At 67.5% G+C, this 17,743-nt stretch carries 14 protein-coding genes; 9 read left to right on the forward strand and 5 right to left on the reverse strand.

Annotated elements, in window-relative coordinates; genetic code table 11:
• Positions 1-105: 105 nt before the first annotated feature.
• Both C4K39_RS12240 and C4K39_RS12245 read right to left on the reverse strand, forming a co-directional pair.
• Positions 106-1,878, reverse strand: a complete 1,773-nt coding sequence (locus tag C4K39_RS12240; protein ID WP_124346504.1) for an acyl-CoA dehydrogenase C-terminal domain-containing protein — start codon at positions 1,876-1,878, stop codon at positions 106-108.
• Positions 1,879-1,990: 112 nt separating this feature from the next.
• On the reverse strand, positions 1,991-3,613 hold the full coding sequence (locus tag C4K39_RS12245; RefSeq protein ID WP_124346505.1) for an acyl-CoA synthetase: 1,623 nt from the start codon (positions 3,611-3,613) through the stop codon (positions 1,991-1,993).
• A 176-nt stretch (positions 3,614-3,789) separates the two neighbouring features.
• On the opposite strand from C4K39_RS12245, the gene C4K39_RS12250 reads away from it, so the two are divergent.
• Positions 3,790-5,679 (forward strand): PAS domain-containing sensor histidine kinase, encoded by a 1,890-nt coding sequence (locus tag C4K39_RS12250; protein WP_124346506.1) that lies wholly within the window; start codon positions 3,790-3,792, stop codon positions 5,677-5,679.
• Positions 5,676-6,311 carry a response regulator transcription factor gene (locus C4K39_RS12255; protein WP_068584399.1) on the forward strand — a complete coding sequence of 212 codons (636 nt, stop codon included), beginning with the start codon at positions 5,676-5,678 and terminating at the stop codon, positions 6,309-6,311. The genes C4K39_RS12250 and C4K39_RS12255 overlap by 4 nt, the downstream gene beginning before the upstream one ends.
• Positions 6,312-6,320: 9 nt before the next feature.
• Here C4K39_RS12255 and C4K39_RS12260 read toward each other — a convergent pair whose 3' ends face one another.
• Both C4K39_RS12260 and C4K39_RS12265 read right to left on the reverse strand, forming a co-directional pair.
• Positions 6,321-6,917 (reverse strand): TetR/AcrR family transcriptional regulator, encoded by a 597-nt coding sequence (locus tag C4K39_RS12260; RefSeq protein ID WP_124348336.1) that lies wholly within the window; start codon positions 6,915-6,917, stop codon positions 6,321-6,323.
• The gene (locus C4K39_RS12265) at positions 6,910-7,761 is read right to left on the reverse strand and encodes a 3-hydroxybutyryl-CoA dehydrogenase (RefSeq protein ID WP_124346507.1); all 852 of its coding nucleotides are present in this window, start codon (positions 7,759-7,761) and stop codon (positions 6,910-6,912) included. The genes C4K39_RS12260 and C4K39_RS12265 overlap by 8 nt, the downstream gene beginning before the upstream one ends.
• A 170-nt stretch (positions 7,762-7,931) precedes the next feature.
• Between C4K39_RS12265 and C4K39_RS12270 the strand changes: the two genes are divergently transcribed.
• Positions 7,932-8,945 carry an AraC family transcriptional regulator gene (locus tag C4K39_RS12270; protein WP_068584389.1) on the forward strand — a complete coding sequence of 338 codons (1,014 nt, stop codon included), beginning with the start codon at positions 7,932-7,934 and terminating at the stop codon, positions 8,943-8,945.
• Positions 8,946-9,079: 134 nt separating this feature from the next.
• Here C4K39_RS12270 and C4K39_RS12275 read toward each other — a convergent pair whose 3' ends face one another.
• Positions 9,080-10,960, reverse strand: coding sequence for a sigma-54-dependent Fis family transcriptional regulator (locus C4K39_RS12275; protein ID WP_124346508.1), 1,881 nt, complete (start codon positions 10,958-10,960; stop codon positions 9,080-9,082).
• Positions 10,961-11,315: 355 nt separating this feature from the next.
• On the opposite strand from C4K39_RS12275, the gene C4K39_RS12280 reads away from it, so the two are divergent.
• The 6 genes from C4K39_RS12280 (at position 11,316) to C4K39_RS12305 (ending at position 17,646) form a co-directional block, all read left to right on the forward strand.
• Entirely contained in the window at positions 11,316-12,392 is a 1,077-nt protein-coding gene (locus C4K39_RS12280) for an ATP-NAD kinase family protein (protein WP_124346509.1), read from the forward strand.
• Positions 12,393-12,394: 2 nt separating this feature from the next.
• Positions 12,395-13,372 carry a thiamine pyrophosphate-dependent dehydrogenase E1 component subunit alpha gene (locus C4K39_RS12285; RefSeq protein ID WP_022643586.1) on the forward strand — a complete coding sequence of 326 codons (978 nt, stop codon included), beginning with the start codon at positions 12,395-12,397 and terminating at the stop codon, positions 13,370-13,372.
• Between the two features lie 118 nt (positions 13,373-13,490).
• Entirely contained in the window at positions 13,491-14,507 is a 1,017-nt protein-coding gene (locus tag C4K39_RS12290; RefSeq protein ID WP_068595440.1) for an alpha-ketoacid dehydrogenase subunit beta, read from the forward strand.
• Positions 14,504-15,616, forward strand: a complete 1,113-nt coding sequence (locus C4K39_RS12295; RefSeq protein ID WP_124346510.1) for an acetoin dehydrogenase dihydrolipoyllysine-residue acetyltransferase subunit — start codon at positions 14,504-14,506, stop codon at positions 15,614-15,616. The genes C4K39_RS12290 and C4K39_RS12295 overlap by 4 nt, the downstream gene beginning before the upstream one ends.
• An 88-nt stretch (positions 15,617-15,704) precedes the next feature.
• Positions 15,705-16,769: a 2,3-butanediol dehydrogenase gene (locus C4K39_RS12300; protein ID WP_225926582.1), complete on the forward strand. Its 1,065-nt coding sequence runs from the start codon at positions 15,705-15,707 to the stop codon at positions 16,767-16,769.
• A gap of 151 nt (positions 16,770-16,920) precedes the next feature.
• Complete coding sequence (locus C4K39_RS12305) at positions 16,921-17,646, forward strand: hypothetical protein (RefSeq protein WP_416220639.1); 726 nt, start codon at positions 16,921-16,923, stop codon at positions 17,644-17,646.
• Positions 17,647-17,743 lie beyond the last annotated feature (97 nt).

Below are 17,743 nucleotides of genomic sequence, written 5' to 3' on the forward strand. Positions count from 1 at the left end.
ATCCTTGGGTGGTGGGCAGGGGCGCCGAGTATGCCGGGGCGCCCGGGGTTTTGCACCTGCTGGTGCAAGGGGCCGGGCAGGGCGCCGCCCGCCCGGCCCGATGCTTCAGAACTGCTCGTCGGCGAGGCTGAACAGCGGCGAGCTGCCGGCACGGATGCTCTGCTCCAGGCCAAGGATGCGCGGCAGCAGGCGGCTGAAATAGAAGTCCGCGGTGCCAAGCTTGGCGCTGTAGAAGCGTTCGTCCTCGGCGCGCTTGTGCCCGGCCACCTGGGCCATGCGCGCCCACAGGTAGGCGTAGGCCACATGACCGAACAACTGCAGGTACTCGACGCAGGCGCTGCCCACGGCGTTGGGGTTCTGCACGGCCTGTTCGCACAGCCAGTCGCTGAGTCCTTCCAGGCGCTGCACGGCATCGAGCAGTTGCGCCGAATAGGCCGAGCCGGGCAGGTAGGCGTAGTCGCGGATCTCGCCGGTGAACAGGCGCAGGGCCACGCCGCCGTTGGCCACCACCTTGCGCCCCAGGAGGTCCAGGGCCTGGATGCCGTTGGTGCCTTCGTAGATCTGCGCGATGCGCACGTCGCGCACCAGTTGCTCCTGGCCCCACTCACGGATGTAGCCGTGGCCGCCGAACACCTGCTGGCCCAGCACGCAGCTGTCCAGGCCGTTGTCGGTGAAGAACGCCTTGGCCACCGGGGTCAGCAGCGCCACCAGGGCTTGGGCGTTGTGCCGCTCATGGGGCTGGTCGGCGAACTTGGCCAGGTCCAACTGCTGGCCGACGTAGCTGGCGAAGGCCCGGCCGCCCTCGGTCATGGCCTTCATCGACAGCAGCATGCGCCGCACGTCCGGGTGGTTGATGATCGGGTCGGCGACCTTGTCCTTGGCCACCGGGCCCGACGGAGCCCGGCTCTGCAGGCGTTCGCGAGCGTAGGTCCGGGCGTTCTGGTAGGAGTTCTCGGCGCAGCCGATGCCCTGGATGCCGATGGACAGGCGCTCGTAGTTCATCATGGTGAACATCGCCGCCAGGCCCTTGTTGGCCTCGCCCACCAGGTAGCCGCTGGCGCCATCGAAGTTCAGCACGCAGGTGGCCGAGCCCTTGATCCCCATCTTGTGCTCGATGGAACCGCAGCTCACGGCGTTGGCCTGGCCCAGGTTGCCGTTGGCGTCGACGTGGATCTTGGGCACCAGGAACAGCGAGATGCCCTTGGGCCCGGCCGGGGCATCCGGCAGCTTGGCCAGCACCAGGTGGATGATGTTCTCGGTCAGGTCCTGCTCGCCGCCGGTGATGAACATCTTGCTGCCGCTGATGCGGTAGCTGCCGTCGGCCTGGGGTTCGGCGCGGGTGCGGATGATCCCCAGGTCAGTGCCGGCGTGGGCCTCGGTCAGGCACATGGAGCCGGCCCAGCGGCCTTCGTACATCGCCGGCAGGTAGCGCGCCTTGAGTTCCTCGCTGGCGTGGGCGTCGATGGCCAGGCAGGCGCCGGAGCTCAGGGTCGAGTACAGGGCGAAGCTGGAGTTGGCGCCGTAGAGCATCTCCTCGAACTGCACCGCGAGCATCTTCGGCATGCCCATGCCGCCATAGGCCGGGTTGCCGCCCAGGCCGACCCAGCCCCCCTGGATATAGGTCGCGTAGGCCTCCTTGAAGCCTGCGGGGGTGCGCACCTGGCCGGCGTCCCAGGTGGCGCCTTCTTCGTCGCCGCTGCGGTTGAGCGGGGCCACCAGGGTGGCAGTGACCTTGGCGGCTTCCTCGAGGATCGCATCGGCGGTGTCGCCGTCCACGATGTCCGCCAGGGCCGGCAGCCGGGCCCAGAGCTTGGGGGCGTTGAACACTTCATGCAGGACGAAGCGCATGTCGCGCAGGGGAGCGTTGAATTCGGGCATTGCAGGAAACCTCGTGCAAGGGTGGAGGTTGCACGGCCGTGGCCGCGTGATTCAAAAGGGGCAGGCCCCGCGAACATGCCGAGGCAGCATGCGCGGGGATCTTGGGTTCAGGCTAGAGGTTTTTCGCCATGTCGCGCAGGACGAACTTCTGGATCTTGCCGGTGGAAGTCTTGGGCAACTGGCTGAAGACCACGGTGCGCGGCACCTTGAACCCCGCCAGGTGCTCGCGGCAGAAGGCGATGATCTGGGCTTCGCGCACGTCCTGGTGGTCGGCCTTGAGGGTGATGAAGGCGCAGGGCGTTTCGCCCCATTTTTCGTCGGGCCGGGCCACTACCGCCGCTTCCAGCACCGCCGGATGGCGATAGAGCACGCCTTCGAGCTCGATGGTGGAGATGTTCTCGCCTCCGGAAATGATGATGTCCTTGAGTCGGTCGCGGATCTCCACGTAGCCGTCCGGATGGGTCACGCCCAGGTCGCCGGTGTGGAACCAGCCGCCTTCGAAGGCTTCGGCGGTGGCGGTGGGGTTCTTCAGGTAGCCCTTCATCACCGTGTTGCCGCGCATGAAGATCTCGCCGATGGTCTGGCCGTCCCGGGGCGTGGGTTCCAGGGTCTTCGGGTCGGCCACCATCACCCCTTCCAGGGTCGGGTAGCGCACGCCCTGGCGCGCCTTGATCTGCGCCCGCTCTTCCAGGGGCAACGGGTCCCAGGCAGCGTGCCAGGCACACAGGGTCACCGGGCCATAGACCTCGGTCAGGCCGTAGACGTGGGTGACCTGGATGCCCATCTCTTCCACGGCGCCGATCACCTTGGCCGGTGGCGCGGCCCCGGCCACCATGGCCTTGACCGGGTGGTCGATGGCCGCCTTGGCCGATTCCGGCATGTTCACCAGGGCATTGAGCACGATGGGCGCGCCGCACAGGTGGCTGACCTGGTGTTCGCGGATCAGGTTGAGGATCTTCTGCGGGTCGACCCGGCGCAGGAATACGTGGACCCCGGCCAGGGCGGTGACGGTCCAGGGGTAGCACCAGCCGTTGCAGTGGAACATCGGCAGGGTCCACAGGTACACCGGGTGGTTGCCCATGGCCCAGGTCATCTGGTTGCCCAGGGCGTTGAGGTAGGCGCCGCGGTGGTGATAGACCACGCCCTTGGGATTGCCGGTGGTGCCGGAGGTGTAGTTCAGGGCGATGGCCTGCCACTCGTCATCCGGCCACTGCCAGGCGAACTCCGGGTCGCCCTCGGCGAGGAACGCCTCGTAGTCCAGGTCGCTGACCGGCTGGCCCTCGCCGTACTCCGGGTCGTCGAGGTCGATCACCAGCGGCGGGTGGTCGAGCATGGCCACGGCGGCCTGGATCACTGCATGGAACTCGCGGTCGGCGATCAGCACCTTGGCCTCGCCGTGGGCCAGCATGAAGGCGATGGCCTCGGCGTCCAGGCGCACGTTGAGGGCGTTGAGCACGGCGCCGATCATCGGCACGCCGAAATGCGCCTCGAGCATCGCCGGGATGTTGGGCAGCATCACCGCCACCGTGTCGTTCTTGCCGATCCCGCGGCCGGCCAGGGCCGAGGCCAGGCGCCGGCAGCGGCTGTAGGTCTGGACCCAGGTGCGACGGATCGAACCATGGACCACCGCCGGGTAGTCCGGATAGACCGCGGCGGTACGCTCGATGAAGCTCAGGGGCGAAAGGGCGATGTGGTTGACGGCAGACGGCGCAAGGCCTTGCTCGTAGATGGACATGGTTCGGGCACCCGGTGGCTGATTGTTAGCTCTATTGACCGAGGCGCTCGTTGGCGCCTCGGTGACTTATCCGGAGGCTTTTATATACTGTTTGCAGATTGATATGGAAGTAATACCTGAGTTGTATAGTATTAATACTATATTGATCGCCGATGATCCCTAAAGGTCCAACGATGATGCAAAGCTCCGCTCACTTGAGTCATTGGCTGCGCCTGCAGCGCGAAGGCCGCCTGCCAGATTCGCCCTGGCTGGGCCATGACCCGCAGCCCAGTGCGCTGCTGGATGCCGACGCCCGGGCGCTGGACCTGAACCCGGCGCTGCGCCAGTGGCTGGAGGGCGCGACAGGGGATGGGCTGGCGGCCTGGCTGCCGGTCAACCACCCGGCCCTGGTGCGGGCCTGCCTCGACCAGCAACGGCCGATCGAGGACGTCGAGGCCCAGTGCGGCGAGCGGATCCTGCTCTGGACCTTCATCCCCGACCCGTATCGCCAGCGGGTCCTGGCCCGGTGCCGCGAGGCCACCACCCAGGTGCAGGCCGAGCGCGAGTCGGCCAGGGCTCGGCGGCTGTATCGGCTGATCACCGAGAACACCACCGACCTGATTTCCCGGCACACCCCCGATGGCTGCTTCCTCGACGCCTCGCCTGCGTCCTGGACCCTGCTCGGTTACTGGCCCGAGGAGCTGCGCGGCATGCCCGCCCGCAGCCTGTTGCACAGCCGCGGGCTGGCCGGGCTGATGCAGCGCACCGGGGATGCCCTGGAGCAGGACGGCTACCACACCATGACCTATCGCATCCGCCATCGCGACGGCCACTACCTGTGGTTCGAGACCGCCTGCCGGGCGATCCGCGAGACCTACACCGGGGCGGTGGTGGAGGTGGTGGCGGTATCCCGGGACATCACCGCCCGGGTCCAGGCCGAGGAGAACAAGCGGCGCCTGGCCGAGGTGGTGGAGGCCAACCCCGATCCGGTGCTGTTCGTCCAGCCGGGCGGCAGTGTCACTTACCTCAACCCGGCCGCCCGGCGCGCCCTGGGCCTGGAGCCCGCGCAGGCGATGCCCGAGCTGGTGGCGATCCTCAGTCCGGCGGTGCTGCAAAGCCTGCAGCGAGAGGGCTGGGAATGCGCCGAGCGCACCGGGCGCTGGAGCATCGAGACTCGCTTGCAGCCGCCCTCGGGCGGTGACTCGGTGGCGGTGTCGCTGATGCTCCTGGCGCACCGGGCGGCCAGCGGCGAGCGTTTCTATTCCCTGGTGGCCCATGACCAGAGCGAGCGCGAATTGCGCGAAGCCCAGCAGCGTCATCACCAGGACGAGCTGGCCCATACCGCGCGTTTGGTGACCCTGGGCGAGCTGGCCTCGGGCATCGCCCACGAGATCAACCAGCCGCTGGCGGCGGTGGTCAACTACGTCAACGCCAGCCAGCGCTATTTACAGGCGCTGGACACCCAGCCCCAGGCTGCGCAAAAGGTGGCCCAGGGCCTGGAGCGCATCGCCGAGCAGGCGACCCACGCCGCCGAGGTGATCAAGCGCCTGCGGGCGTTCCTGCGCAAGGGCGGGCGGCGGCTCCAGGCCCTGGACAGCGCCGAGGTGGCCCGGGAAACCGTGCGCCTGTGCGCCTGGGAAGCCCAGGCGTGCCAGGTGGTGATCGAGCTGCGCCTGGCGGATAATCTGCCGCCGGTCTACGCCGACCGGGTGCTGCTGGAACAGGTGCTGCTCAACCTCTTGCGCAACGCCATCGAGGCCAATCGTGAGGTCCATGCGCAACAGGCCTCGCAGATCGTGCTCCAGGCCATGGCCGGCGCCGAGGGTGGGGTCTGCATCAGCGTCAGCGACCAGGGCCCCGGGGTTTCTACCCAGCAGCTGGCGCAGTTGTTCACCCCGTTCTACACCAGCAAGGCCAATGGCCTGGGGCTGGGGCTGTCCATGAGCCGCAGCATCGTCGAGGGTTTCGGTGGCGACTTGCAGGCCCGGCCCCAGGCCCAGGGCCTGCGCATGGACTGCCATCTGCCGGCCACGGCGCCGCTTGAGACCGATCCATCCATTTCCCCGAACACAGGAGCAAGGCCATGACGAGTGCGACGCAGCAGTTGGTGTACGTGGTCGACGATGACCCGGCCATGCTCGACTCCACGGTCTGGCTGCTGGAGTCGGTGGGCCTGGCGGCCGTGCCCTTCACCAGTGGTCGCGAGTTCCTCGAGCATTGCGACCCGAGCCGCAACGCCTGTGTGCTGCTGGATGTGCGCATGCCCGGCATGGGCGGGTTGAATGTCCAGGAAGAGCTGCGCCAGCGGGAAATCGACCTGCCGCTGATCTTCGTCAGTGGCCATGCCGATGTGCCCATCGTGGTCCGCGCGTTCAAGGCCGGGGCGGCGGACTTCATCGAGAAGCCCTACAACGAGCAACTGCTGCTCGATAGCGTGCAGCAGGCGTTGAACCGCGCCGGCAGCCGCCAGCGCCAGGGCGCCGGGCAGGCCCGGGTACTGGAGCGCCTGGAGAGCCTGACGCCACGGGAAAAGGATGTGCTGCTGCCGCTGGTGCAGGGCTACACCAATCGCGAGATCGCCGAGCAGCTGGGGGTCAGCATCAAGACCATCGACCTGTACCGCTCGCGGGTGATGAAGCGCATGCAGGCCGAGCATTTGCCGGAACTGGTGGGCATGGCCATCGCCGCCGGCCTGGTGGACCCGCTGCAATTGCGCTGAGGCCTGGCCTCAGGCCACGGCGCTGTGGCTTGGGCCTGTGCCCACCAGGCGTTCGATGGCGCCGCTGAGCAGGTTCTCCAGCAAGGCTTCGCGCTCGCGCTCGCCCAGGGGCTGTTCCTGGAACCAGCTGGGGGCGGTATTGAGCAGGTTGGCCACCGCATGGGCGGTGGCCCGGCGCGTGGCTTCCCCTTGCCCGGCAGGCGTGCCCAGCAGTTGCAGCAATTGCTGTTCGTAGCCTGCGCGCAATTGCTCGACGCGCAACTGCTGGTCGGGGTTCAGGCAGCCGCTGTCGCGCTCCACCAGGCGAAAGTGCCGGGGCAGTTCCCGGTGCAGTTTCAGGTGGGCGCGGATCAGCGCCACCAGGCAGCCGTCCTGGAGCTTGCGCCGCTGCAGGCGCTTGAGGGTGCCTTGCAGCTCATCGAAGAACTCCTCGATCAGGTCCAGCAACAGGTGCTGCTTGCTCGGGTAATGGTGATACAGCGAACCCGGCGTCAGCCCCAGGTGGCTGGCCAGCTCGCGCATACCGACCTGGCCGAAGCCCTTGCTGGCAAACAGCTCCAGGGCCTTGTCGCGGCTTTGTGCGAAGCGCGAGCAGCGTTCAGCCATAGGCATGGAAGCCACGCCCGGTCTTGCGGCCCAGGTAGCCGGCGGCAACCATTTCCTTGAGCAGCGGGGCGGGGCGGTACTTGCTGTCGTTGAAGCCCTCGTAGAAGGCTTCGAGGATCGCCAGCAGGGTGTCCAGGCCGATCAGGTCGGCCAGGGCCAGCGGGCCGATCGGCTGGTTGCAGCCCAGGCGCATGCCGGCGTCGATGTCCTCGGCGCTGGCCAGGCCTTCCTGGAACACCAGGATCGCCTCGTTGATCATCGGCACCAGGATGCGGTTGACCACGAAGCCCGGGCGGTTGCCGGCGGTGATCGCGGTCTTGCCCAGGCGCTGGGCCATGTCCAGGGCCAGGGCGTGGGTCGCATCGCTGGTCTGCAGGCCGCGGATCACCTCGATCAGGCCCATCACCGGCACCGGGTTGAAGAAGTGCAGGCCGATGAAGCGCTCCGGGGCGCTGACGCTGGCCGCCAGCTGGGTGATGGACAGCGACGAGGTGTTGGAGGCGATCACGCACTCGGGGCCGACCTGGGCGGCGATCTGCTGCAGTACCTTGAGCTTGAGTTCGAGGTTCTCGGTGGCGGCCTCGATCACCAGCTGGACATCCTTGAGCGTGGCGTAGTCGGTGCTGATGCGGATGCGTTCCAGGGTCGCGAGCTTCTGCCCATCGCTCAACTCGCCCTTGGTCACCTGCCGGTCGAGGTTCTTGCCGATGGTGGCCAGGGCCTTTTCCAGGGCGGGCTGGGCGATGTCCAACAGGGTCACGGCAAAGCCCGCCTGGGCGCAGACCTGGGCGATACCGTTGCCCATGGTGCCGGCGCCGATCACACCGATGTTCGCAAGATTCATCTTCAGCTCTTCCTTTGTTCGTTGCCTTCGCGGAGCATGGCGGCCATGCCTTGCACGGCCCATTGTCGAGCGCGAGTCTAGGGCCCCGCACAGGGGCGGACTATGCCGAAAGCGGTCAACCGTGCTGGCGTTTTTTGCCACAGCGTCCGTTCCGGGGGGACAGCCTTCACATGCGCGAAACCGATTCGGTCGCCGCCTATTACCTGCAGGTCATGACCCATGCCCTGCACCAGCGTCCGGCGCGCCTGGCGGCGGTGCTGGCCGAGGCCGGGATTGACCCTGCGCTGTTGCAACAGCCTCGGGCGCGGGTCTCCGGCAGCGCCTTTGCGGCGCTGTGGCTGATCCAGATTCGCGAGCTGCAGGACGAATTTTTCCAGCTCGATTCCCATGGCCTGCCGCCCGGGGCCTTCGCCCTGATCTGCCGGGGGTTGATCCAGGAGCCGAACCTGGAGAAGGCCCTGCGCCAGTGCCTGAACAACTTCAGCCTGTTTTTGCGGGACTTTGGCGGCACTCTCAGTGTGCGTGGCAAGCGCGCGGTGATCAGCCTCCACAGCCGCTGCCAGGAGCCGGGGCGCGGCCACTATGGCGAGGAAACCCTGCTGGTGCTGATCATCAGCCTGTTGTGCTGGTTGGGCGGACGGCGGATTCCCATCGATCGCGCGGAGTTTCGCCATGCCCGCCTCAGCCTCGACGACGACGCGCTGCTGTGGGGCAGCAACCTGACCTGGAACGCCGGACGCACCGAGATCGAATTCGCCAGCCGCTTGCTGCGCCTGCCGGTGGTCCAGGACCTGGCCTCGCTCAAGGTATTCCTGCGCAGCGCCCCGCAATGGCTGGTGATCCGTTTTCGCAACCAGCACGGCCTGACCACCCAGGTGCACCAGCGCCTGCGAAGCAGCCACTACAGCCAGTGGCCGACCCTGGAAGCCTTCGCCCAGGAGGTGCAGATGAGCCCCAGCACCCTGCGTCGGCGCCTGGAGCGCGAGGGGGGCTCCTACCAGGAGATCAAGGACGAGGTCCGCCGGAACGTCGCGGTGGACCTGTTGCGCCGCTCGGCGGCCAGCATCGGCGAGATCGCCGAATTGACCGGCTTCCAGGAGCCCAGCGCCTTCCACCGCGCTTTCAAGAAATGGACCGGCGAAAGCCCCGGGCGCTACCGCGCCCGTTTCAACCCAACCCTGTAGCCGCTGCCGCAGGCTGCGAACGGCTGCGTAGCAGGCGCGCGATCTTGAAGCCCCAGCAGGTCCGACGGGAGATCGCCAAGCAAGGCCCTGCGGGCCTTTGCGCAGTTTCGCGGGCTCAGCAGCGGCTACAGGGGTTATCCATTTGGGGCAGGGGAGCTTCTGCCGGGCATCTGGATGCCGTGTTGCTGCACCCGGCGATACAGGGTCGCGCGGGAGATGCCCAGGGCCCTGGCCGCCGCCAGGGGTTTCCAGCGGTGGCGCACCAGGGCGTCGAGCAGGGCCTGGCGCTCGGGGCTGGTATTGGTTTGTGGGGCGGGCAGGGGACCAGGGGTGGTGGCGTCGCGCAGTGGCTCGGGCAGGTCCAGCAGTTGGATCACCGGCCCTTCGCATACCGCGCAGGCATAGCGCAGTACGTGGCGCAGCTGGCGCACGTTGCCCGGCCAGCGATAGCCCAGCAGGCACTCCAGGGCGGCGTCGCCCAGTTGCAGGGGCGTGCCGCAACGCTGGGACTCTTCTTCAACGATCTTGGTGATCAACGCCAGGCGGTCGCTGCGCTCGCGCAAGGGCGGTAGCTGGAAGCGCGCGCCGCCCAGGCGGAAATACAGGTCCTCGCGAAAGCTGCCATCGGCCACCAGCGCTTCCAGGTCGCGGTGGGTGGCGCAGATCACCTGGATGTCCACCGCCTGGCGCCGCGCGGCGCCCAGCGGCGCCACCTCGCCCTCGGCCAGTACCCGCAGCAGGCGGGTCTGCAAGGCCAGGGGCATGTCGCCGATCTCGTCCAGGAACAGGGTGCCGCCGTCGGCCTGTTGCAGCAGGCCCTGCATGCCCTTGCTGGAGGCTCCGGTGAAGGCCCCGGCGACATAACCGAACAGTTCGCTCTCGATCAGGTTTTCCGGAATCGCCGCGCAGTTCAGCGCCACGAACGGCCGCTCGCGACGCTGGCTGGCCTGGTGCAACTGGCGGGCGAAGACTTCCTTGCCACTGCCGGTCTCGCCCTGGACCAGCACCGGCAGGTGGCGATCCTTGACCCGCACCGCCAGGCGCAGGCTCTGCTCCACCCTGGGGTCCAGCGCCTGCCCGGCCAGTTGCAGCCGTGGCCGGCTGGCCGGCCTGCGCGGCGCTTGCAGGCGACCGTGCAGCTCGCCATCCAGGGGCCACAGCGCCTGGTCCCTGGCGCGTTGCAGCAACTGGGTGTCGAACACCTGGGCGATGTGCCGGGGCAACTGGCCGTGGCGGCGCAGCAGGTAGGCCCGGGCGGCGGGGTTCAGCGCTTGCAGGCAACCGTCGTCGTCCCAGGCCAGCAGGAAGTCCGGCTGGCTGTCGACATAACCCGGGCTGGCGTGGGCCCGCAGGACCCAGTAGCCCTGGGCGCTGCTCATGAAGAACGCCTGCTCGATCGCCCGCGCGCTCTGTACCACCAACTGGCGGATCAGGTGCTGGGAACGGCGATCGTCCGGCGAGCGCACCGCCGAGACGTCCAGCACCCCCAGCAGTTCACCCTGGGGGTCGAACACCGGGGCCGCGGAGCAGGTCAGGCCGATGAAGGCGGCGCGAAAGTGATCGCGCTTGTGCACCGTCACCGCAGCGCCGCTGGTGAGCACCGCCGCCACGCCGCAGGTGCCTTCCTCGCCCTCCGACCAGCAGGTGCCCAGGTACAGGCCGGCCTTGCGGCAATCGTTGCGGATGGCGGACTCGACCCGGTAGTCGATGGTGCGGCCCTGGGCGTCGGTGAGCAGCACGCAGTAGTCGGCATCGCGCACCTGGCCATGCAGGCGCGCCACTTCTTCGCTGGCGATGCGCAGGAACAGCTCCGAGCGCTCGCGGCACTGCTTGAGCAGGTCTTCGGAGAGGATGCGTGGCCCCTGCAGCGAGGCGGGGTCCAGGTGGTGCTGCTCCATGGAGCGGCGCCAGGAGTCGAGGATCAGGTTCGGTACCGGCGCCTGGGGCAGGTGCGCGGCGTTCTTCAAGACCCGGCTGACGCAGTCGACATGGGCGCGGGAATGGGCGGAAAGCATGACAGGCCTCCGGTTACAGCTTCTTATCGTTGTGGGCGCATTAAGCGCCGATCCGCGCCTGCGGACAAGCACCGGCTGGCCCGGTGGCGAGGTTGAGACGCAACGTCTCAAGGTCTCGCCTCTGCCCCGTGCAACCTGACATGCAACGTCTCACCGGCGCTGCCGGGCAAGGCGCCGGGGCCTGCGTGCCAGGCGCTCTGCGGCGGGCTTTTGCGCAAGATTTTCGACAACTGGCACCGGCCTTGCTCTGGCCCTTGGCAACCCGCCGCAGGCTTCCCCGACGGCGGGCCCATCCAAGAACAAGAACGAGGTATGCCATGCACTGTCCTGGCCGTGAACTGCCTGTGGTGAGCTTATGAGCCGCCGCCCGCTGAGTGTCGGCATCATCGCCAACCCGGCCTCGGGCCGCGATGTGCGCCGCCTGACCGCCAATGCCGGGCTGTTCTCCAGTACCGATAAGGTCTGGGTGATCCAGCGCCTGCTGGCGGCCTTCGGCGCCACGGGTATCGAGCGGGTGCTGATGCCCACCGACATGACCGGCATGGCCGCCGCAGTGCAGAAGAACAGCCGCAGCCGCCAGGCCCGCGAGCAGCACTGGCCGGAGCTGGAGTTCCTCGACCTGACCCTGCGCCAGAGCGTCGAGGACACCCGCCAGGCTGCGCGCTGGATGGCCGAGCGCGGGGTGGCGCTGATCGCCGTGCTCGGTGGCGACGGCACCCACAAGGCGGTAGCCACCGAGGTCGGCGAGATCCCGCTGCTGACCCTGTCCACCGGCACCAACAACGCCTTTCCGGAACTGCGCGAAGCCACCAGCGCCGGCCTGGCCGGCGGGCTCTACGCCAGTGGCCGGGTGAGTGGCGAGATCGCCCTGCGGCGCAACAAGCGGCTGCTGGTGCGCGAGCCGGCCCGCGGCCTGTGCGAAGTGGCCCTGGTGGACGTGGCGGTGTCGCCCCTGGCCTTCATCGGGGCCCGGGCCATCAGCCGCGCCAGCGACCTGGCCGAGGTCTTCGTGACCTTCGCCGAGCCGCAGTCCATCGGTATTTCCGCGCTCTGCGGGTTGTGGCTGCCGGTGACCCGGCAACAGCCCCACGGCGCCTGGATGCGCCTGGCACCAGGTTCGCCCGAGGCGCTGCTGGTGCCCCTGGCCCCGGGGCTGTTGCAAGGCTGCGGGGTGCTGGAGGCCGGCTACCTGCAACCGGGCCAGCCCCAGCCCCTGTGCCTGGGCGCCGGCACCCTGGCCCTGGATGGCGAGCGCGAGATCGAGTTCAACCCCGGCGACCGGCCCACGGTCACCCTGGATGCCGGCGGCCCGCTGAGCATCGACGTCAATGCGGTCCTGGAGCACGCGGCGCGCCAGCGCCTGTTGGCCATCGACCGCAGTCACCGGCAACACCCCATGAACCTTCAGCCTGAAGACACCCCTGGAGAATAAAAATGTCGACACCCCTGAACGCTGACCAACTGCTGCACGCCTACCGGGTGATGCGCACCATCCGCGCTTTCGAAGAGCGCCTGCATGTGGAGTTCGCCACGGGCGAGATCCCCGGTTTCGTCCACCTCTACGCCGGCGAGGAAGCCTCGGCCGCCGGGGTCATGGCCCACCTGCGCGATGACGATTGCATCGCCTCCAACCACCGCGGCCACGGCCATTGCATCGCCAAGGGCGTGGATGTCTACGGGATGATGGCCGAGATCTACGGCAAGAAGACCGGGGTCTGCCAGGGCAAGGGCGGCTCCATGCACATCGCCGATTTCGAGAAGGGCATGCTCGGCGCCAACGGTATCGTCGGTGCCGGGGCGCCGCTGGTGGTGGGCGCGGCCCTGGCGGCCCGGCTGCAAGGCAGCGACGGCGTGTCGGTGGTGTTCTTCGGCGACGGCGGTTCCAACGAGGGCGCGGTGTTCGAGGCCATGAACATGGCCTCGGTATGGAACCTGCCGTGCCTGTTCATCGCCGAGAACAACGGCTATGCCGAGGCCACCGCTTCGAACTGGTCGGTGGCTTGCGACCATATCGCCGACCGCGCCGCAGGTTTCGGCATGCCCGGGGTGACGGTGGACGGCTTCGACTTCTTCGCCGTGCATGAAGCCGCCGGCGCCGCCGTGGAACGGGCCCGGGCCGGGGAGGGACCGTCGCTGATCGAGGTCAAGCTGACCCGCTACTACGGCCACTTCGAGGGCGATGCCCAGACTTACCGCGCCCCGGACGAGGTCAAGCATTACCGCGAGCACAACGACTGCCTGATGCAGTTTCGCCAGCGCACCACTCGCTCGGGCCTGGTACAGGCCAGCCAGCTGGACGGCATCGATGCCCAGGTGCAAGCGCTGATCGAAGACGCGGTGCGCAAGGCCAAGAGCGATCCCAAGCCGAGCCCGGCGGACCTGCTCAGCGACGTGTACGTCGCCTATCCCTGAGAACCTGCTCACGATCTGCTGCGCTTAGCTCATGCGGCGTTAAAAATGGCTGAGCGTCGCTCGCTAGATCGTGAACAGGTTCTAAAGCCATCCCCAAGAACAACAAGAGACCATCATCATGGCGAGAAAAATCAGTTACCAGCAGGCCATCAACGAAGCCCTGGCCCAGGAAATGCGTCGCGATCCCAGCGTGTTCATCATGGGTGAAGACGTGGCGGGCGGCGCCGGCGCTCCCGGCGACAACGACGCCTGGGGCGGCGTGCTGGGCGTCACCAAGGGCCTCTACCACCAGTTCCCCGGGCGGGTGCTGGATACCCCGTTGTCGGAAATCGGTTACGTCGGCGCCGCCGTGGGCGCGGCCACCCGGGGCGTGCGTCCGGTGTGCGAGCTGATGTTCGTCGACTTCGCCGGCTGCTGCCTGGACCAGATCCTCAACCAGGCGGCGAAGTTTCGCTACATGTTCGGCGGCAAGGCCCAGACCCCGCTGGTGATCCGCACCATGGTCGGCGCCGGCCTGCGCGCCGCGGCCCAGCATTCGCAGATGCTCACCTCGCTATGGACCCATATCCCCGGGTTGAAGGTGGTCTGCCCCTCGTCGCCCTACGACGCCAAGGGCTTGCTGATCCAGGCCATCCGCGACAACGACCCGGTGATCTTCTGCGAGCACAAGCTGCTCTACAGCCTGCAAGGCGAGGTGCCGGAGGAGTCCTATGCGATTCCCTTCGGCGAGGCCAACTTCCTGCGCGACGGCAATGACGTGACCCTGGTGTCCTACGGGCGCACGGTGAACACCGCGCTGGACGCGGCCCGCAACCTGGCTGGGCGTGGTATCGATTGCGAGGTCATCGACCTGCGCACCACCAGCCCGCTGGACGAGGACAGCATCCTGGAAAGCGTGGAGAAGACCGGGCGCCTGGTGGTGATCGACGAAGCCAACCCGCGTTGCTCCATGGCCACCGACATCTCGGCGCTGGTGGCGCAAAAAGCCTTCGCCTCTCTCAAGGCGCCGATCGAGATGGTCACCGCACCCCATACCCCGGTGCCGTTCTCCGACGCCCTGGAAGACCTGTACATCCCCGACGCGGCGAAGATCGAGCAGGCCGTGCTGAACCTGATCGAGTGGAGTCGCCGATGAGCCAGATCCATACCCTGACCATGCCCAAGTGGGGCCTGTCGATGACCGAGGGCCGGGTCGATGCCTGGCTCAAGGAAGAAGGCCAGAGCATCAGCAAGGGCGATGAAGTGCTGGACGTGGAGACCGACAAGATCTCCAGCAGTGTCGAGGCGCCGTTCTCCGGCATCCTGCGTCGGCAGGTGGCGCGCCAGGACCAGACCCTGGCGGTGGGCGCGCTGCTGGGCATCGTGGTGGAGGGCGAGGCCAGCGACGCCGAGATCGACGCGGTGATCGAGCGCTTCCAGGCCAGCTTCGTACCGGGTGACAGCGCCGCCGAAGACAGCGGCCCGGCGCCGCAGAAGATCGAGCTCGATGGCCGCCTGCTGCGCTATTTCGAGCGCGGGGAAGGCGGTACGCCGCTGGTGCTGGTGCACGGTTTCGGCGGCGACCTCAACAACTGGCTGTTCAACCATGAAGCCCTGGCCGCCGGGCGCCGGGTGATCGCCCTGGACCTGCCGGGCCACGGTGAGTCGGCCAAGGCCTTGCAACGGGGCGACCTGGACGAGCTGAGCGAAGTGTTGCTGGCGCTGCTGGATCACCTGGACATCGCCCAGGCGCACCTGGTGGGGCATTCCATGGGCGGAGCGGTGTGCCTCGACACCGCGCGCCTGGCGCCGCACCGAGTGCGCTCCCTGACCCTGATCGCCAGCGCCGGCCTGGGCCATGAGATCAATGGCGACTACCTGCAAGGCTTCGTCGAGGCGGGCAATCGCAATGCGCTCAAACCGCAGTTGGTGCAGCTGTTCTCCAACCCCGAGCTGGTGAACCGGCAGATGCTCGACGACATGCTCAAGTACAAGCGCCTGGAAGGGGTGCAGCAGGCCCTCGGGCAGCTGGCCGGCACGCTGTTTACCGACGGTCGCCAGCAGGCCGACCTGCGTTCGGTGGTGCAGGGCGGCGAGCAGCCGGTGCTGGTGATCTGGGGCAGCGACGACCGGATCATCCCGGTGAACCACAGCGCCGATCTCAAGGCGCAGGTCGAGGTGCTGCCGGGGCAGGGGCACATGGTGCAGATGGAAAGCGCGGAACAGGTCAACCGCCTGATCCTCGACTTTATCCAGCAGCACTGAGGTTCGCTGCGCCGGCCAGGGGGCCGTCGCAGCTCTACGACAATCAGGAGAAGCCACGATGAGTGTTTCCCTCAAGCCTGTTGCCAGCATGCGCGCCGCGGTCTGGCACGGCCGCCACGATATCCGTGTCGAAGATGTGCCCCTGCCCGAGGCGCCGCCTGCCGGTTGGGTGCAGATCCGCGTCGACTGGTGCGGCATTTGCGGTTCCGACCTGCATGAGTATGTGGCAGGTCCGGTGTTCATTCCGGTGCAGGCGCCGCACCCGCTGACCGGGATCAAGGGCCAGTGCATCCTCGGCCACGAGTTCTGTGGCGAGATCGTCGCCCTCGGCGCCGGGGTCCAGGGCTTCAGTGTTGGCCAGCCCGTGGCGGCGGACGCCTGCCAGCACTGCGGTACCTGTTATTACTGCACCCACGGGCTGTACAACATCTGCGAGAACCTGGCCTTCACCGGGCTGATGAACAACGGCGCCTTCGCTGAATTGGTCAACGTGCCGGCCAACCTGTTGTACGCCTTGCCGGCCAACTTTCCCGCCGAGGCCGGGGCGTTGATCGAACCGTTGGCGGTGGGCATGCACGCGGTGAAGAAGGCCGGCAGCCTGCTGGGGCAGAACGTGGTGGTGGTCGGCGCCGGCACCATCGGCCTGTGCACCATCATGTGCGCCAAGGCCGCCGGCGCGGCCCAGGTGATTGCCCTGGAAATGTCCGGGGCGCGCAAGGCCAAGGCCCTGGAGGTGGGCGCCAGCCTGGTGCTCGATCCCAAGGAGTGCGATGCCCTGGCCGAGGTCAAGCGCCTGACCGGTGGCCTGGGGGCCGATGTCAGCTTCGAGTGCATCGGCAACAAGCACACCGCCAAGCTGGCCATCGACCTGGTGCGCAAGGCCGGCAAGTGCGTGCTGGTGGGCATTTTCGAGGAGCCCAGCGAGTTCAACTTCTTCGAACTGGTGGCCACCGAGAAGCAGGTACTGGGGGCCCTGGCCTACAACGGTGAGTTCGCCGATGTGATCGCCTTCATCGCCGATGGCCGCCTGGATATCACGCCGCTGGTGACCGGCCGCATCCAGCTGGAGGACATCGTCGGCCAGGGCTTCGAGGAGCTGGTCAACAACAAGGAGCACAACGTCAAGATCATCGTTTCACCCAGTCGGCTCTAGCGCCCGACAGCGGGCGATTTGGCGATGGCCGGCCACGGCCATCGCACTTTTTTACCGTTTTGCGTTCTATGAGCAGGCCTGGCTGCGCCGATCCCCGCTGCAGCCCGTGAATGTCGACCCGGTGCCGATGGCCTACGCTCCCTCTTCTTGCATGATGCAAACCCCGTTTCCCACCTTGCTATTGGCAGGCCTGCTGATGCTCGGCGCCACTGGCTGCAGCCAGCAGCAGGGGCGTGATATCGCCAACCAGTTTCGCAATGGCAAGGCCGACGAGTTCTTCCAGACCAGCGTCGATCGCATGGCCACCATCGGCATGCGCGACAACCTGCAGAGCCTGTACCTGCTGATGGGCAAGCTGTACCTGCGCAACCCCAGCCAGTGGCGCAAGTCCGGGTATGCCGATGGCACCGCGGCGCAGCGGGAGATCCGCAATGCCATCGAACAGCGCCAGCCGCTGCCGGCCCTGGGCGATCGCCGGGACCTGGCGGCCCTGAGCTATTCCCTGAGCCCGGAGTTCCAGGGCGACCGGGTCGGCGCCTTCATCTACGCCATCGGCAGCATGCTGGTGACCGCCCATGGCGGGCGCACCGAGTTCTACATGACAGACACCCTGGACCCGCAATTCATCAGCAACGCCGCGCGCAATATCGAAAAAGCCACCTGGATGCTGGGCCAGCGCCAGGATACCAATGGGGTATTGCTGCTGTTCTCCAACGAGATCTCGGAGGAGGGCAGCAACCTGAGTTTCGCCGTGGAGTTCGGCAAGATCGTCGCGCGCCTGGACCTGCTGACGCAGATCCTCGACGAGCGCTATCGGCGGGTGGGGCTCAACTATGCGCAGAGCCTGTTGCTGATGAACTTCCTGCCGGTGCAGTAGCGCCGTGGATATCGCCCTGGCGGCCCGTGCCGGGCCAAGCGCAGCGCGGCTGCGTACGGGCGCGTAGCGGCCGCAAAATCAGAGGGCGCGGTGCGCC

The organism is Pseudomonas sessilinigenes (assembly GCF_003850565.1).
GTDB lineage: Bacteria > Pseudomonadota > Gammaproteobacteria > Pseudomonadales > Pseudomonadaceae > Aquipseudomonas > Aquipseudomonas sessilinigenes.

What these genes read in the sequence shown, in the direction of transcription:
- C4K39_RS12240 (WP_124346504.1), bottom strand. Translation starts at nt 1,878, where the DNA reads ATGCCCGAATTCAACGCTCCCCTGCGCGACATGCGCTTCGTCCTGCAT.
- C4K39_RS12245 (WP_124346505.1), bottom strand. Translation starts at nt 3,613, where the DNA reads ATGTCCATCTACGAGCAAGGCCTTGCGCCGTCTGCCGTCAACCACATC.
- C4K39_RS12250 (WP_124346506.1), top strand. Translation starts at nt 3,790, where the DNA reads ATGCAAAGCTCCGCTCACTTGAGTCATTGGCTGCGCCTGCAGCGCGAA.
- C4K39_RS12255 (WP_068584399.1), top strand. Translation starts at nt 5,676, where the DNA reads ATGACGAGTGCGACGCAGCAGTTGGTGTACGTGGTCGACGATGACCCG.
- C4K39_RS12260 (WP_124348336.1), bottom strand. Translation starts at nt 6,917, where the DNA reads ATGGCTGAACGCTGCTCGCGCTTCGCACAAAGCCGCGACAAGGCCCTG.
- C4K39_RS12265 (WP_124346507.1), bottom strand. Translation starts at nt 7,761, where the DNA reads ATGAATCTTGCGAACATCGGTGTGATCGGCGCCGGCACCATGGGCAAC.
- C4K39_RS12270 (WP_068584389.1), top strand. Translation starts at nt 7,932, where the DNA reads ATGCGCGAAACCGATTCGGTCGCCGCCTATTACCTGCAGGTCATGACC.
- C4K39_RS12275 (WP_124346508.1), bottom strand. Translation starts at nt 10,960, where the DNA reads ATGCTTTCCGCCCATTCCCGCGCCCATGTCGACTGCGTCAGCCGGGTC.
- C4K39_RS12280 (WP_124346509.1), top strand. Translation starts at nt 11,316, where the DNA reads ATGAGCCGCCGCCCGCTGAGTGTCGGCATCATCGCCAACCCGGCCTCG.
- C4K39_RS12285 (WP_022643586.1), top strand. Translation starts at nt 12,395, where the DNA reads ATGTCGACACCCCTGAACGCTGACCAACTGCTGCACGCCTACCGGGTG.
- C4K39_RS12290 (WP_068595440.1), top strand. Translation starts at nt 13,491, where the DNA reads ATGGCGAGAAAAATCAGTTACCAGCAGGCCATCAACGAAGCCCTGGCC.
- C4K39_RS12295 (WP_124346510.1), top strand. Translation starts at nt 14,504, where the DNA reads ATGAGCCAGATCCATACCCTGACCATGCCCAAGTGGGGCCTGTCGATG.
- C4K39_RS12300 (WP_225926582.1), top strand. Translation starts at nt 15,705, where the DNA reads ATGCGCGCCGCGGTCTGGCACGGCCGCCACGATATCCGTGTCGAAGAT.
- C4K39_RS12305 (WP_416220639.1), top strand. Translation starts at nt 16,921, where the DNA reads ATGATGCAAACCCCGTTTCCCACCTTGCTATTGGCAGGCCTGCTGATG.